At 55.1% G+C, this 15258-nt stretch carries 12 protein-coding genes; 6 read left to right on the top strand and 6 right to left on the bottom strand.

What is annotated here, in order from left to right; genetic code table 11:
* Nucleotides 1–113: 113 nt before the first annotated feature.
* The 6 genes from ACQG1Y_RS04355 to hrpB all read right to left on the bottom strand — a co-directional run bounded on the left by ACQG1Y_RS04355 (nucleotide 114) and on the right by hrpB (nucleotide 10349).
* Nucleotides 114–1061 (bottom strand): fimbrial protein, encoded by a 948-nt coding sequence (locus tag ACQG1Y_RS04355; RefSeq protein ID WP_260591401.1) that lies wholly within the window; start codon nucleotides 1059–1061, stop codon nucleotides 114–116.
* Nucleotides 1062–1105: 44 nt separating this feature from the next.
* On the bottom strand, nucleotides 1106–3583 hold the full coding sequence (locus tag ACQG1Y_RS04350; protein WP_086524264.1) for a fimbria/pilus outer membrane usher protein: 2478 nt from the start codon (nucleotides 3581–3583) through the stop codon (nucleotides 1106–1108).
* A 20-nt stretch (nucleotides 3584–3603) separates the two neighbouring features.
* A complete protein-coding gene (locus ACQG1Y_RS04345; RefSeq protein WP_368740698.1) occupies nucleotides 3604–4317 on the bottom strand; it encodes a molecular chaperone in 714 nt (237 codons plus the stop codon).
* 43 nt (nucleotides 4318–4360) lie between these two features.
* Nucleotides 4361–4969, bottom strand: coding sequence for a fimbrial protein (locus tag ACQG1Y_RS04340; protein WP_058688991.1), 609 nt, complete (start codon nucleotides 4967–4969; stop codon nucleotides 4361–4363).
* A gap of 272 nt (nucleotides 4970–5241) precedes the next feature.
* Nucleotides 5242–7767: a bifunctional glycosyl transferase/transpeptidase gene (mrcB, locus tag ACQG1Y_RS04335; RefSeq protein WP_015572709.1), complete on the bottom strand. Its 2526-nt coding sequence runs from the start codon at nucleotides 7765–7767 to the stop codon at nucleotides 5242–5244.
* A gap of 152 nt (nucleotides 7768–7919) precedes the next feature.
* Nucleotides 7920–10349: an ATP-dependent helicase HrpB gene (gene hrpB, locus ACQG1Y_RS04330; RefSeq protein ID WP_257438705.1), complete on the bottom strand. Its 2430-nt coding sequence runs from the start codon at nucleotides 10347–10349 to the stop codon at nucleotides 7920–7922.
* Nucleotides 10350–10422: 73 nt separating this feature from the next.
* Here hrpB and thpR point away from each other — a divergent pair, with 73 nt between their 5' ends.
* The 6 genes from thpR (at nucleotide 10423) to folK (ending at nucleotide 15169) form a co-directional block, all read left to right on the top strand.
* Nucleotides 10423–10977 carry an RNA 2',3'-cyclic phosphodiesterase gene (thpR, locus tag ACQG1Y_RS04325; protein WP_003856249.1) on the top strand — a complete coding sequence of 185 codons (555 nt, stop codon included), beginning with the start codon at nucleotides 10423–10425 and terminating at the stop codon, nucleotides 10975–10977.
* The gene (gene sfsA / locus ACQG1Y_RS04320; protein ID WP_017694492.1) at nucleotides 10967–11671 is read left to right on the top strand and encodes a DNA/RNA nuclease SfsA; all 705 of its coding nucleotides are present in this window, start codon (nucleotides 10967–10969) and stop codon (nucleotides 11669–11671) included. The genes thpR and sfsA overlap by 11 nt, the downstream gene beginning before the upstream one ends.
* A 176-nt stretch (nucleotides 11672–11847) precedes the next feature.
* Nucleotides 11848–12303: an RNA polymerase-binding protein DksA gene (gene dksA, locus ACQG1Y_RS04315; RefSeq protein WP_001155232.1), complete on the top strand. Its 456-nt coding sequence runs from the start codon at nucleotides 11848–11850 to the stop codon at nucleotides 12301–12303.
* 59 nt (nucleotides 12304–12362) lie between these two features.
* Nucleotides 12363–13253: a tRNA glutamyl-Q(34) synthetase GluQRS gene (gene gluQRS / locus ACQG1Y_RS04310; protein WP_368740699.1), complete on the top strand. Its 891-nt coding sequence runs from the start codon at nucleotides 12363–12365 to the stop codon at nucleotides 13251–13253.
* A gap of 42 nt (nucleotides 13254–13295) precedes the next feature.
* A complete protein-coding gene (pcnB, locus tag ACQG1Y_RS04305; protein ID WP_026080645.1) occupies nucleotides 13296–14693 on the top strand; it encodes a polynucleotide adenylyltransferase PcnB in 1398 nt (465 codons plus the stop codon).
* Nucleotides 14690–15169 (top strand): 2-amino-4-hydroxy-6-hydroxymethyldihydropteridine diphosphokinase, encoded by a 480-nt coding sequence (gene folK / locus ACQG1Y_RS04300; protein WP_414234761.1) that lies wholly within the window; start codon nucleotides 14690–14692, stop codon nucleotides 15167–15169. Before pcnB ends, folK begins: the two co-directional genes overlap by 4 nt.
* Nucleotides 15170–15258: the final 89 nt, after the last annotated feature.

Here is a 15258-nt window from a genome sequence, read left to right as displayed (position 1 = left end):
AGCAGTATGCGGCCCTACAAGATTTAAGGGTTTAAGAATTAACCAGATGAAAATAGAGGGTTAATGAAGTTAGCGAAATGATCGCTAAAGCCCGCCGAAACGGGCCGGAGGGCTTAACGATAGAAGAGTTCGAAAGTCGCGACGGCGTCGACTTTCCCGGCTTTAACCTCTCCCGTTTTGATGTAACGGGCTTTGAGTGGGATCTCAACCGGGACGTTGTCCTGGGTACGGGTTATTGCCGTGTAGCTCTGGTCGAACTGGAGCACTGCATCGTTCTTGTCGAGGATTTGAATGCCTACGCCGCTTGCAGCGTTGTCTCCGGTAGCAATGTTGAGGATATTACCATCCGTTACGCCAGTCGACCCTGCACTGGTGAACTGATAATCAATTTTTGTTCCGGCTGCGCAGTCCGTAATATCAATCCTGAAACGACTGTCGGTCAGGATGTCGGAATACTGACCGTTAAAATCGTGCACATTGACCGTTTCTAGCGGCACGTAGATGTTTTTATCCACCAGGTTACAGGTGTTTGTTGTGATATGTACACTGGTTGGTGAAAAGCGGATTTCGCCTATCACATGGTTATCGTAAGTCTCATGTGAGGTTAACAGGGACGTATTAAGATCGCCCTCTTCGACCTCACCGATAACGATCAACTGAGCGGTAGCCCGGAAGTTGTAATTCGTTGAAAAGCTTCTTATCGTGCCAAGATAAGTTTCCGGCCTGATAATGTCTTCTTCGGTATAGCTGGGGAACTGGGTTGTAGACGCTGCAACGCGAACCCCAATTCCGGTCACGTTGGTTTTGTACACTCCGGGTAAAACATCTTCACGCGCATCAGCACCACTCAATGAGAGATAGCCTCTACGTACCCGAACGGAATCATCATCACAGCTTTGCGAGATCTCACCTGATTCCACGCTGGCGTCGTAAATAATCGTACCGACCTGGACATCTGGCTCAAGCTGTATGACAGCGGGAATGTTGAAGGTAACAATTCCCCCGCTACTCCCGCCTCCCGTAAATGTACAAGTTGCGAAGGCCGGAACTGAAAACAGCATGATTAGGCCAGCCATTGCGCTGATGAATAGTTCTTTGCTACGCCTCATTGGCAATCTACCGTCATTTTCAAAATAGTTGCTGAGCGCCCGGGAGGGAGATCCCCCGCCCACGCACACCGTTGATCGCGCCCGTCACCCCACTGCACATTCAGGGAAACCGCTTCATGCAGACCGGTAAGCCAGACTTCTCCTTCATCACCGACGATAGCCGTTGCACTTTCCTGCGTGACAATGGCGCCGAAAGGTACCGGCTTGCCGTGGAAAAGCAGCGTGATAAGCGCACGCTTCCCCACTCGTGCATCAAAATTCGCTGAGATGGCCGCACCTTTTGTTGGGACAACATCCTGGGTAGCGGCAGCAATTTCAATATCTTCACGATCCAGGGTGTTGACCGTAATACCGTTTTTCCGGTAGGCCGTCAGGGAAGGGACAATCGCGTTACCAAAGCGATCGGTGGAGATCCCTCGCCCGTTCTGTACTTTGACGTTATCGCCATCTTTGATATGGACAATGGCAAAGGCGTCGCGGACGGATTGCCCCAGGGTTACTCCATGTTCATGCGCAACAATTGAACCCTGCGCGCTGTAGTTCCACTGTCGGTTATCGCCCCCGTAGTTATACCCCAGCCCGACATCACCGGCAGATCCCCGGTAGCGCCCGGATACACTGCCTCCATAGCCAGTATCGTGACTGGCATAGGTCTGCTGGAGGTTATAGCTGAGGTTATTGTTCTCAAGTGCCGTGCCGCCGATCCCTACCTGATGCGAAACGAATCCACCGCTGGCAGTGTTGGCGCTGTAAGTTGACCAGGCGTTCGCTAGCCAGCGTGAAAGAGGTACGTTGACCATCAACGCCATTTGCCGATTGGTATTGGCGTCCGGCGTACGCGTCAGGCTGTAGCTTACCGACCAGGTTATACCGCGCCAGCCGGAGCTTAGCCCCGCACTGACGCTGCGCTCGTGTCCTGCCATGTTCCAGTAATCCTGCTGATAGCCATTAAGGTAAGCCGATCCCCAGTCCGAAACGCGTTGGGAAAGATTAACCTGCATGCGGCTGCGCCGATTATTGGTTCGCCGATAGGTATAAATCCCATCGTCAATCTCGCTGTCACGCTGGTCGACAGCTTCCTGAAAGGTATAAAACCCTGAGGTGGAATAACGGTAGCTGGCAAGCGTCACGGTGGTGTCTGTATCCGGAATATCCCTGGAATACTGCGCACGCCATGACATCCCGCGGGCATCATCTCGTCCATCATCAAAAGCCGTACGGGCGGCGGTCACATCCACGGATGCCGATCCGAAACGGCCAAGATCGGCCCCTGTTCCCGCCAGCATAGCCTGATACGACGATGCAACGAGCGCGCCGGCGTATGTTGTTACGCCATAAGGCAGGCCGTAAATGACCGTCCCTTGCAGAAAAGGGGGCTCGTCCTCACCTTCATTACCGCGATAACGCCCTGCCGCCAGCGAATATTTAAATGCCCCTTCCCGCTGTAGCACCGGTACCGATGCGCTGGCCTGGATGAAGCTGTGTTCGCTGCCGTCGGCCTCTTCCACCGTCACCTCCAGATCCGCGCCGGATGTGACCTGGCTTAAATCGCGGATCTCAAATGGCCCCGGAGAGACGTTGCTTTGATAAATGGTGTAGCCGTTTTGCCTGATGGTGACTTTTGCATCGCTATTTGCGATACCACGCACCACGGGGGCAAACCCCTGCTGGCTGGTGGGCAGCATGGAAGTATCCGTTTCCAGCTTCACGCCGGTCATTTGGACGCTGTCGAAAAGCTCGCCGTTAGTGTACGTCTGGCCTATCTCAAGCTGGCTTTGCAGGGTTTTGATATCACGTTGCAGCGTACTGGCGATTGCATCCCAACCGGCGTTGTCACTCCAGGTGCTGTTGTTACGCAACCGCCACGCCCCGAGGTTGATCCCCGACTCCAGACCAAGCCATGCAGATGACGTTTCACCAGAACGGTAGTGCTGCTGAGAGCCGCTAAACTGGTAGCTTGTCCAGGCGGCGGGAGCACCGTCATCCCAGAATTTAGGCTCGATAGCCCCGGCCGCAGCCTGATCGCGGTATTTTTGCGGGATCACCAGCTTGAGGGTCTGATTATCCTGGTCGTAATCGTAGCGGGCATTATCAATAAAATGGGAGATGTCATCGATTATCACCGCATCATCCAGATCTTTCATATCCGGGATCGTGTCGACTTTTACCCCTAATGCACGCAGATCCGCTTTGGTCAGCTCCGGTAACAGGCGCTGCTTATCGTCAGACAAGATCCAACTCACCGTGCGTTTATCCAGAACATCCCGATCCCACATAATGGTCGTCAGAAAGTTTCCGGGCAGTAAGCCATTATCATTGATGAAATTTTTTAGCGTTGAGGTGTTTTCCAGCGGAGTGTCCATCTCGAGGATCCGCAGGTTAAATTCGTCATCTGCACTCACAGGCTGGATCATCGCGAGCAGCGCTAACGCGATTCCCTTCAGAACCTGTTTGTAGAGTGGAGATGACGACATAGGGTACCAGCATTGTGTGTTTAAAGAGCCTGCTTGCGCTGGGAGGTTTGCGCGCCGAAATCGCTAATAGCAGTCCACGTCACGGGCCCGTTTGCAGATTGAGGCACAGAAAAATATTGCTCGCTGAAAGGTGCGACCATCATTGAAATTGCCCCCGGCGTGGTTTTTGTGTCAGTCACAGGGACACTTTTCCCGCCCACGGCCAGCTCGCCAAAGGAGACGTAAAACGGCGTTGGGTTTTTCGCAATGAGCTTGTTCCCCTGGCGGCGGAAGGTGATTTTTTCATAGGCTTGTAGCGCATCGGTTTCTTTCAAATCAGCAGGACGCCAGAACAGCTTCAGACGCGTTTTCATCGCGAATTGCAGCGTATTCTTGTCTTTTAAGTCAGGTGATAACGCCGAGACGGATTTCACATTCGCCAGAAATAAAGATTCGCGATCTGCGGGCAGATTTTTTTTATCGCCGGTAAAAATGATGTGCAAAAGGGTCTGACGATTTTCCTGTAATTTATAGACAGGCGGCGTAATGATGAAAGGTGCTTTTGCATCGTTGGGGTAACTCACCCAGCTTTGCACCAGATATCGAGTATGAGGGTCTTTATTTTTTAGTGCTATTTGTACTTCGGATTTATTCGATGGATAAATAATTCGCGTGCCATCGAGAACCACACTTGCCTGTACTGAACAACAAGAGATAATCAAACATCCACCTAACAATTTTAATAAATAATTCATACTACGTTCCAGAAGGCAGCCCTCTCAGGCTGCCAAAATAGATTTAGCGATAAACAACCTCGAACGTTGCAGATGAGGAGTAGTGACCTGCTGTTGGTTTGTTATCACCAACCTGAATAACTTTCGCGGTGTAATTAAAGACAGATGCTGTGGCGCCAGTGGCATCGTTCGCAACATCGGTACCGGTTTCCGGTTCGGATCCGTTGAAAACCACGTCGCCCTTAGTCCCATTTTCATTACTGACAATGATGCCAACGTTGGTCGCATTGCCAGCGCCGGAAAGATCGTTCTTCAGGCGCTTGTATTCCGCATCCGTTGTGGTGCCGCTGAACTTGAGGTTCAGTTTGGCAACCAGCGGATCACATTTTTTCACTTCAATCTTAAAGGCCTTCGACGTCCCGACCTGACCGTCAGTACCAAAATCAGAAGGATAAGTATCTGCAAATGTGACGGTGGAAGTATTGGACCCCGAGCCATCAACATCAATTTCACAGGTATCCGCCACAATTTTTCCGGCGAAATTTACCGTACCAGAATCATTCGCTGCAAATACCGGCAGAGAGAGTGCAGCCATAAGCGTGCTGGCCAACACCGTTGAAACAACATATTTACTCATAACAATATCCTTATATGTGATGATGAAGATATCCATTCTTGATATATACAAAAATGTTGGGAAGTCCTCTAAGGAATATCCTGTGAGGTCAGTAAATTTCTGGAGAGGATTTAATCAGATTATTCTTCATCACGTCTAGATCGCAAAATGATAACACCCGAATAATCGGACACAACTTTCTGTTTTAGATGAAAAAAAGCAAAAATTAATAATTCTACATTTTAAATTTAATAATTTTAAATATAAATGAATGTAAACATAAAAAAAGGCCGCTTAATCATTAAGCGGCCTTTTATTCAGGAAACTAATTAGTTTCCGCCAAACATGTCCTTGATCCAGCCGGCGACACCGTCGCTGTCTTTCTTCTCATTCTGCTGCTGCGGCTGTTGCTGCTGCGGCTGCTGAGGTTGAGAAGACTGATCGAACGGGTTACCTGTCGGTTCTTCTGGCTGACTTTGCTGACACAGCGCATCCGGGTTAGTCGTCCAGACCGGCAGCGTACGCATCCCGCCACCGCAGATAAAGTTGCCCGATGCGTCCACGCCCATATCAACGATATCTTCCGGGGCAACCAGGTTCAGCGGCACCGGAGACTGGTTGGCCAGGTAGCGCTGGTAAATCGACATCGCACCGCTCGCGCCATACAGTTTGGTCGGCTGGTTGTTATCGCGCCCCACCCAGGTGATGACCACTTCACGACCATCAATACCGGCGAACCAGGTATCGACGTTGTTGTTGGTGGTCCCGGTTTTACCCGCCAGATGCAGGCCCGGATACTTCGCTCCCAGCTGACGGCCTGTACCGCGCTGGACAACCTGCTGCATGGTCCACAGCGTCATATAGGCCGCCTGCGCCGGAACTGCACGTTCTGCCTGCGGGAAGCTCTGATACAGCACGGAGCCATCTTCGGCAATCACCGAACGCAGAGCGGAAAGCGGAGCACGGTTACCGCCGCTGGCGATGGTCTGGAACGCCTGCGCCACTTCGATTGGCGTCAGGTTAAGCGCCCCCAGAATCATCGCTGGCACCGGGTGCAGCTGATCTTTCGGTACCCCCAGCTTCTGCCAGGTGTCGGTAATGGCCGGCAGGCCCAGCGCCATTCCGAGGTTAACCGTTGGCACGTTCATCGAGCGGGTTAACGCATCCACCAGCATGACCTGGCCGCTGAACTGTCTGTCATCGTTCTGCGGTGACCAAACCTGGCCGTTAGGCTGGCGCAGGGAAATTGGCGCATCGGCAATCCAGGTATTCAGGCGATAAAGATTCGGCTGGCTCAGCGCGGTCAGATAGGTCGCCGGTTTTGCCAGTGAACCAATTGAACGACGCGCCTGCATGGCACGGTTATAGCCCGCAAACTGCGGCTCAGCACCGCCCACCATGGCACGAACTTCGCCGGTGTTACGGTCAACCACTACCATCGCGGTTTCCAGATCGCTCAGCTTACGCTGCTTTTTCAGCGCCGGAATACCTTCTACCGCCGCTTTTTCTGCGGCGTCCTGTGCCACGGAGTCAAAGGTGGTAAAGATCTTCACGCCGGAGAGATCTTTCACTTTATCCCCGAGCTTAGACTGCAACTCCTGACGCACCATCTGCATAAAGGCAGGCTGCGGAGAGATCACCCCACCACGCGGCTGAACGCCCAGCGGACGCGCGCTCAGCATGTCGTACAGCTCCTGGTCAATCACCTGCTGTTGTTGCAGCAGACGCAGCACCAGGTTACGACGCTCCAGCGCCAGTTTCGGGTTACGCCACGGGTTGTAGATCGACGCGCCTTTCACCATGCCCACCAGCAGCGCCTGCTGGTCAAGGCTCAGCTCTTCTACCGGACGACCAAAGTAGTACAGGCTCGCCAGCGGGAAGCCGCGGATCTCGTTGTCACCGCTCTGACCGAGGTACACCTCGTTCATGTACAGCTCAAGAATACGATCCTTGCTGTAGCGCGCATCCATCAGCACGGCCATGTACGCTTCGTTGGCTTTACGCCAGTAAGAGCGTTCGCTGGAGAGGAACAGGTTTTTCACCAGCTGCTGGGTCAGGGTACTTGCCCCCTGCACCGTACGCCCGGCAGTCAGGTTCGCCAGTACCGCACGACCAATGGAGTAAAGGCTAATACCGTCGTGCTCGTAGAAGTGGCGGTCTTCGGTTGCCAGCAGGGTATCTACCAGCAGATCCGGGAAGCCGTTACGCGCCACGAACAGGCGCTGTTCGCCGTTTGCGGACGACAGCATGGTGATGAGGCGCGGATCGAGACGGAAGAAACCGAACTGGCGATCGTTATCCATGTTCTCAATGGTTTCCAGACGATCGCCGTCAAAGGTCAGACGCGCGCGCACCTGCCCTTCTTTACTGTCCGGGAAGTCGAACGGACGGCGGATCATCTCAATGCTTTTCGCCTGGACGGTAAATTCACCCGGACGGGTCATTTTCGTGACCTGACGATACTGCGTGGCTTGCAGCAGCTTCACCATCTCGTTCTTGCTGATGGACATGTCCGGCTCAAGGTTCACCATGCGGCCGTACACTGCCGCAGGCAATTGCCAGACTTTCCCGTCGATACGGCTGCGGATCTTCTGATCCAGATAAACGCCGTAAATCGCGATCAGGACAACAAAAACAATGAACAGCTTCAGCAGCAACCAGAACCAGCCGCGCTTACCACGAGGCTTACGCCCTTTGCCTTTCCCTTTACGTGGCATCGGTTCTTCATCCTCATAATCGTCTTCATAGTCATCATCATACTCCTCATCTCTGAGGCGACGACGGCTTACCTTTTCTTTCGCCGGACGCGTCGGCTTTCCCTTACGTCCTATTGGCTCGCGGTCATTCCCCGCCATGCTTTTTCTCCGCAACATTCAGGCGCAAAGGCCAGATTTTCTTATCTTGCACAGGTCAGTGAAAGAAGAAATCTCTCAAAGTTTGTTTCTCCCTCTCCCCGTGGGAGAGGGCCGGGGTGAGGGCATCAGGCCGCACTCCCCTTTTAGATCCATTACGAATATTTCTTCGTGCGCCGTGTCGGCGCGGTATTCGCCGGATCGTCCGGCCAGACGTGTTTGGGATATCGCCCTTTCATCTCTTTCTGCACTTCACGATAGCTCCCCGCCCAGAACGCCCCCAGATCGCGGGTGATCTGCAAGGGACGATGCGCAGGCGAAAGCAGCTCAAGCACTAACGGCACGCGCCCTTCAGCGATGGACGGCGTGGTGGCCTCACCAAACATCTCCTGCATCCGAACCGCCAGCGCCGGCGGATTATCCTCATGATAACGAATGGCAATCCGGCTCCCGGTTGGCACAGTGTAATGCCCAGGCAGTTCACTATCCAGACGTTGACGTAACGACCAGTCCAGTAAATTCTGTAACGCTGCCTTAACATCAAGCGCCTTCAGGGCGCGCAGCGAGTGTACGCCGTTCATCTGCGGCAACAGCCACTGTTCAAGCGTCGCGAGCAGCGTCTCATCATCCACCGCTGGCCACCCCTGTTCCGGCAGCCACTTCGCGGCGCAATGCAGGCGAATGCGATACTGTTCGGCCTCCGGCGTCCAGTTCAGTACGCTCAGCCCTTTTTCCCGAATGCCGTTCAGCATCGCCTGGTGTAACTCTTCCTCCGACGGCTTCGCCAGCGGTTTCGTCCCGAGCGTCAGTTTGCCAATCTGGCTACGACGGAACGCCTTCAGCGTGCCCTGGGCATCATCCCATTCCACGATGTCAGATTGCTGAAGCAGCTGCGGGCAGGCACGCGTCAGCGCGTCAATATCCACGGCAACCGCCTGTAAAATACGCGCGTCCGGGGAGTGGCTGCCCTGGAGCAAGAGCGGCGCGATCAGCCATTCGTGACGCGTCAGGGCGTCATCGCTGTCCAGCATCGCGCCCATCCCATTTGCCAGCTGATAGCGACCATCCAGCCCGCGACGGCGCGCAATCCTGTCCGGGAAGGCCTGGGCCAGCAGAGGGATAACTTTATCGCTGTCAGGCGAACCGCCCCGGCAATTCAGGCGTTTACACAGCTGCTGCGCGCGTTGTTGCCAGTTTCCCTGATGGCGAGAAAAGGCCTGTCCCAGATCGCTGCTGCCACCGCGCGGCGGCTCCTCAAGAATAGCCGCCAGTTTTGCCGCCGTGGCAATTTCATCGTCGCCCTGTGCTGCCACCAGCATTGCCGCCAGACGCGGATCGTTGCCCAGCGCCGCCATTTTCTGACCGCGCGCCGTCAGTCGCTCGCCTTCCAGCGCGCCAAGCTGGGTCAGCAGGCTGCGCGCGGCGGAAAGGTTCACGACAGGCGGAGGATTAAGCCAGGTGAGCTGGTCAGGGTCCGGGCAGCCCCACTGCATCAGATCCATCACCAGCCCGGAGAGATCGCTTTGTAAAATCTCAGGCGTGCTCTGCAATGCCGCACGCTCCGCCTGCTCGGCGCTGGTTAAATGCAGGCAAATACCCGGCTCAAGACGCCCTGCTCGCCCTGCGCGCTGCACCATCGAGGCCTGGCTGATGCGCTGCGTCAGTAGCCTGGTCAGCCCGGTACGCGGATCAAAACTGGCCACCCTCTCCTGCGTACTGTCCACCACCAGGCGAATGCCTTCGATGGTCAAACTGGTTTCCGCGATATTGGTTGCCAGCACCACTTTGCGCTGCCCCGCCGGTGCGGGAAGGATCGCCTTGCGCTGGTCAGCCAACGGCAGCGCGCCGTAGAGCGGGCACAGCATAACGTCACTGTTCATCCGGGATGCCAGCTGCTCCTGTACGCGCTGGATTTCGCCTACGCCGGGTAAAAACAGCAGCAGCGAGCCGGGTTCCTGACGGAGCAATTCGGCGGTGGCGATGGCAACCGCTTCGTCAAAACGCTGATGGGCAGGCAGCGGCTGATAGCGGCGCTCGACCGGGAACGCACGCCCTTCAGAGGAGATCATCGGCGCGTCAGGGAGCGTCTGCCGGAGCCGCTCGTTATCCAGCGTCGCCGACATAATCAGCAACCGAAGGTCGTCGCGCAGCCCCTGCTGAACGTCGAGCAGCAGCGCAAGGGCCAGATCGGCCTGGAGGCTGCGCTCGTGAAATTCATCAAGGATCACCAGCCCGACGCCGGTCAGCTCCGGATCGTTTTGCAGCATACGGGTGAGAATACCCTCGGTGACCACCTCCAGCCGCGTGGACGGTCCAACGCAGGTTTCGGCGCGCATCCGGTACCCTACCGTCTCGCCCGGTTTTTCATTCAGCAGTTCAGCCAGGCGCTGCGCCACATTGCGCGCGGCCAGCCTGCGTGGCTCCAGCAGGATAATTTTCCCGCTGATGCTCCCCTCGCGCAGAATTTGCAGGGGCAGCCAGGTGGATTTACCCGCTCCGGTGGGCGCGCTGAGCAAAACCTGTGGCGCATGTTCTAAGGCTGCGAGAAGCTCAGGAAGGACGACAGCGACGGGCAAAAAGGACACTTACGGCTCCAGAGGGTTAACATTAATCGGCGTACATTGTAGCATCGGCGCATATCATTACCGAGTCTTGCGCATGTCTGAGTCAAAACGGCTATTCTTCGCCATTGAATTACCCACCACGCTTCAACGGCAGATTGTTCGCTGGCGCGCCAGCCACTTCCCCGCGGAAGCGGGCCGCCCCGTCGTCGCCGCCAATATGCACCTGACGTTAGCCTTTCTTGGTGAAGTAAGCGCTGAAAAGCAGCGCGCGTTAAGCGCAATGGCCGGACGCATTTCGCAGCCGGGGTTTACGCTGCATCTTGACGATGCCGGGCAATGGCTGCGCTCTCGGGTGGTCTGGCTGGGGACGCGGCAGCCCCCTCGCGGACTGCTACAGCTCGCCAACATGCTGCGGGCGCAGGCCGCGCGCAGCGGCTGTTATCAGAGCCCGCAGCCGTTTCATCCCCACATTACCCTGCTGCGCGATGCGGGTCAGGCCGTTGCCATCCCGCCACCGGGCTTTCACTGGTCCTTTCAGGTGAATGAATTTGCGCTGTACGAATCTGCCTTTGTACAAGGACGCACCCGCTATACTCCGCTTCAGCGCTGGACGCTGGGCGACACGTTAAGGAATCCTGATGAAGTTTAGCCCTGCACTCCAGCCCGCCACGCTGATCCAGCGTTACAAACGCTTTCTCGCTGACGTGATCACCCCTGAGGGCGAAACGCTCACGCTGCACTGCCCTAACACCGGCGCCATGACCGGTTGCGCCACGCCGGGTGACACGGTCTGGTATTCCACATCAGAAAATACTAAACGCAAATATCCTCATACCTGGGAAATGACCGAGACGCAAAGCGGGGCATTTATTTGCGTGAATACCCTGCGCGCAAATCAGCTGGTTAAGGAAGCCCTGACAAATGGAATGCTTCCTGAACTGGTGGGTTACGGCACGCAAAAAAGCGAAGTGAAATATGGCGATGAAGGCAGCAGAATTGATTTTATGTTACAGGCGGAAGACCGCCCTGAGTGCTATATTGAAGTGAAATCAGTGACGTTAGCGGAACAGGAAAACGGCTTCTTTCCGGATGCGGTAACGCTACGTGGCCAGAAGCATCTGCGAGAGCTAATGAGTGTAGCGGCGGCGGGCAAGCGCGCCGTGTTGCTGTTTGCGGTTCTGCATTCAGCCATTGAACGGTTTTCCCCGGCCCGTCATATTGATCCTAAATACGCGCAATTGTTGAATGAGGCACAAAAGCAGGGGGTAGAGATTTTCGCTTATAAAGCGGAACTTTCTGCCGATAATATGACTCTGAGATCATCTCTTCCCATTGTCTTATAAGGGATTAGACGATTGACTAATAAGTGTTCTGGCCGCGTGCGCAAATACGCTTTTCCTCACAGGGTTGTCAAGTGTTACGTTTAGATAATTGCCATACGGAAAAGCATCTGCTATTTATAGCGACCTGATTTTTCCCCCAACACGGGGATCGATAGTGCGTGTTAAGGAGAAGCAACATGCAAGAAGGGCAAAACCGTAAAACATCGTCCCTGAGTATTCTCGCCATCGCTGGGGTGGAGCCGTATCAAGAGAAGCCGGGCGAAGAGTATATGAACGAAGCCCAGCTGTCGCACTTCAAGCGTATTCTTGAAGCATGGCGTAATCAACTCAGGGATGAAGTCGATCGCACCGTTACACATATGCAGGATGAAGCAGCTAACTTCCCGGACCCGGTCGACCGTGCCGCTCAGGAAGAAGAGTTCAGCCTCGAACTGCGTAACCGTGACCGCGAGCGCAAACTGATCAAAAAGATCGAAAAAACGCTGAAGAAGGTCGAGGACGAAGATTTTGGCTACTGCGAATCCTGCGGTGTTGAAATCGGTATTCGTCGCCTGGAAGCGCGTCCAACAGCCGATCTGTGCATCGACTGTAAAACGCTGGCAGAAATCCGCGAAAAACAGATGGCCGGCTAACGCCTGCCCTCTCACTACTCAGCTAAGGCGGGAGTCTCTCCCGCCTTGTTACCGTTGATATGTCTGAATCTCACTATATCGGGCGCTTTGCGCCATCTCCCTCCGGTGAATTACACTTCGGCTCATTAATTGCCGCGCTCGGCAGCTACCTACAGGCTCGCGCCCGCCAGGGTAAATGGCTGGTCCGCATTGAAGATATCGATCCTCCGCGTGAAGTTCCCGGTGCAGCAGAAACTATTCTGCGTCAGCTGGAACATTACGGTCTTCACTGGGACGGCGACGTACTCTGGCAGTCTCAACGCCATGATGCCTACCGTGAACGTCTGGCGTGGCTTGCTGAACAGGGCCTTTCCTATAACTGTACCTGCACGCGGGCGCGAATTCAGAGCGTGGGTGGCGTTTACGACGGCCACTGCCGTACGCGGCACAACGGTCCTGAGAATGCCGCCGTGCGGCTGATACAGCGTTCTCCGGTGACGCAGTTTACCGACGTACTCTCAGGAACAATTCAGGCGGATGAACGCCTGGCGCGTGAAGATTTTATTATTCACCGTCGTGATGGTTTGTTTGCCTATAACCTGGCGGTGGTTGTCGATGACCATTTCCAGGGCATTACGGAAATCGTGCGCGGGGCGGATCTGGTTGAGCCTACCGTGCGGCAAATATCGCTTTACCAGCAGTTTGGCTGGGCGGTGCCGGATTACATCCATCTGCCGCTGGCAGTCAATGAACAGGGAAATAAGCTGTCAAAACAGAATCATGCCCCGGCGCTGCCTGACGGCGATCCGCGCCCGGTTTTGATCGACGCGCTGCGATTTCTCAACCAGAATGTAACGCAGGAATGGCAGGATCTGAGTCTGGATGAATTGCTGAAAACGGCCATTGCTGACTGGGCGCTTATGGCCGTGCCAAAAATCCAGCATTCTCAAATGCGTTGCGCTGAGCTATGATTAGCCGCTTTTTTGATAACAAAACACACTACGAGGTGTACTATTTTTACCCGAGTCGCTAATTTTTGCCGTAAAGTGCTGAGCCGCGAAGAGAGCATGGCGAACGACGCTATTGCACAGCCACACATGTCGGTCATTCCGCGTGAGCAGCACAATATTTCCCGCAAAGATATCAGTGAAAATGCCCTCAAGGTGCTCTATCGTCTGAATAAAGCAGGCTACGAGGCCTATCTCGTCGGCGGCGGGGTGCGCGATTTACTGCTGGGCAAAAAACCAAAAGATTTCGACGTGACGACCAGCGCCACGCCTGAGCAGGTGCGTAAATTATTCCGCAACTGCCGTCTGGTTGGCCGCCGTTTCCGTCTGGCGCACGTGATGTTTGGACCGGAAATTATTGAAGTGGCGACCTTCCGCGGTCACCACGAAGCGGGCGTTAACGATCGCACGACTTCCCAGCGCGGCCAAAACGGCATGCTGCTTCGTGACAACATCTTCGGCTCTATTGAAGAAGATGCTCAGCGTCGCGATTTCACCATCAACAGCCTTTACTACAGCGTGGCGGATTTTACCGTGCGCGATTACGTCGGCGGTATGCAGGATCTGAAAGACGGTCTGATTCGCCTGATCGGCACGCCGGAAACACGCTATCGCGAAGATCCGGTCCGAATGCTTCGCGCCGTGCGTTTCGCCGCCAAGCTGAACATGCGTATCAGCCCGGAAACCGCAGAGCCGATCCCGCGCCTGGCGACGCTGATCAACGACGTGCCCCCTGCCCGTCTGTTTGAGGAGTCGTTAAAGCTGCTCCAGGCAGGCTACGGGTTTGAAACCTACAACCTGCTGCGTGAGTACAACTTGTTCCAGCCGCTGTTCCCGACCATTACCCGCTACTTCACCGAAAACGGTGACAGCGCAATGGAGCGGATAATTGCGCAGGTGCTGAAGAACACCGATACCCGTATTCATAACGATATGCGCGTGAATCCGGCGTTCCTGTTCGCGGCCATGTTCTGGTATCCGCTGCTGGAAACGGCGCAGCGCATTACCCAGGAGAGCGGTCTCGCCTATTATGATGCGTTCGCGCTGGCGGCAAACGACGTGCTGGACGAAGGCTGTCGCACGCTGGCGATCCCGAAACGTATTACCACGCTGGTGCGTGATATCTGGCAGCTTCAGCTGCGTATGTCCCGCCGTCAGGGTAAACGCGCCTGGAAGCTGATGGAGCATCCTAAGTTCCGCGCCGCGTTCGATCTGCTCTCTCTGCGTGCTGAAGTTGAAAGGAACCCGGAACTACAGCGCCTGGCGCAGTGGTGGGGCGAGTTTCAGGTTTCTGCGCCACCGGAGCAAAAAGATATGCTTACGGATCTGGATGATGAACCGGCACCGCGCCGTCGTCACCGTCGCCCGCGCAAACGCGCACCGCGTCGTGAAGGTACGGCATGACCCTTGCGTATATCGCCATCGGCAGCAATCTGGCCTCTCCGCTGGAGCAGGTTAACGCTGCCGTGCAGGCCCTGGGAGAGATCCCCCAAAGCCGCATTGTCGCGCTGTCCTCATTTTACCGTACGCCGCCGCTCGGCCCGCAGGATCAACCTGATTATCTGAACGCCGCCGTAGTGCTGGAAACGACCCTTGACGCAGAAACGCTGCTGGATAATACCCAGCGTATTGAGCTACAGCTGGGTCGTGTCCGCAAAGCCGAACGCTGGGGACCGCGCACGCTCGATCTCGATATTATGCTTTTCGGTCACGAGGTGATTAACACCGAACGCCTCACCGTTCCGCATTACGACATGAAAAACCGCGGGTTTATGCTCTGGCCACTGTTTGAAGTCGCGCCCGATCTCACCTTCCCTGACGGCTCCTCGCTGCAAGCCGTTCTGCAAAATCTCAACGCGGATAAACCGGCCCGCTGGTAATCCCGCCTCCGCATCGATTAACCATTCCTTATTTGCGGTTAATCGATTGCCTAAAATCATTGTTCCCTCAAATGTTACTGTTAGAATGC

The sequence above is a fragment of the Enterobacter cloacae complex sp. 397G4 genome (assembly GCF_050031515.1).
Taxonomy (GTDB): domain Bacteria; phylum Pseudomonadota; class Gammaproteobacteria; order Enterobacterales; family Enterobacteriaceae; genus Enterobacter; species Enterobacter hormaechei_C.
This window is presented reverse-complemented; position numbering and strand designations above follow the sequence as displayed.

Coding starts and splice junctions, on each gene's coding strand:
- ACQG1Y_RS04340 (WP_058688991.1), bottom strand. CDS start 4,969: ATGGATATCTTCATCATCACATATAAGGATATTGTTATGAGTAAATAT.
- folK (WP_414234761.1), top strand. CDS start 14,690: ATGACCCTTGCGTATATCGCCATCGGCAGCAATCTGGCCTCTCCGCTG.
- dksA (WP_001155232.1), top strand. CDS start 11,848: ATGCAAGAAGGGCAAAACCGTAAAACATCGTCCCTGAGTATTCTCGCC.
- ACQG1Y_RS04350 (WP_086524264.1), bottom strand. CDS start 3,583: ATGTCGTCATCTCCACTCTACAAACAGGTTCTGAAGGGAATCGCGTTA.
- ACQG1Y_RS04355 (WP_260591401.1), bottom strand. CDS start 1,061: ATGCTGTTTTCAGTTCCGGCCTTCGCAACTTGTACATTTACGGGAGGC.
- mrcB (WP_015572709.1), bottom strand. CDS start 7,767: ATGGCGGGGAATGACCGCGAGCCAATAGGACGTAAGGGAAAGCCGACG.
- thpR (WP_003856249.1), top strand. CDS start 10,423: ATGTCTGAGTCAAAACGGCTATTCTTCGCCATTGAATTACCCACCACG.
- sfsA (WP_017694492.1), top strand. CDS start 10,967: ATGAAGTTTAGCCCTGCACTCCAGCCCGCCACGCTGATCCAGCGTTAC.
- ACQG1Y_RS04345 (WP_368740698.1), bottom strand. CDS start 4,317: ATGAATTATTTATTAAAATTGTTAGGTGGATGTTTGATTATCTCTTGT.
- gluQRS (WP_368740699.1), top strand. CDS start 12,363: ATGTCTGAATCTCACTATATCGGGCGCTTTGCGCCATCTCCCTCCGGT.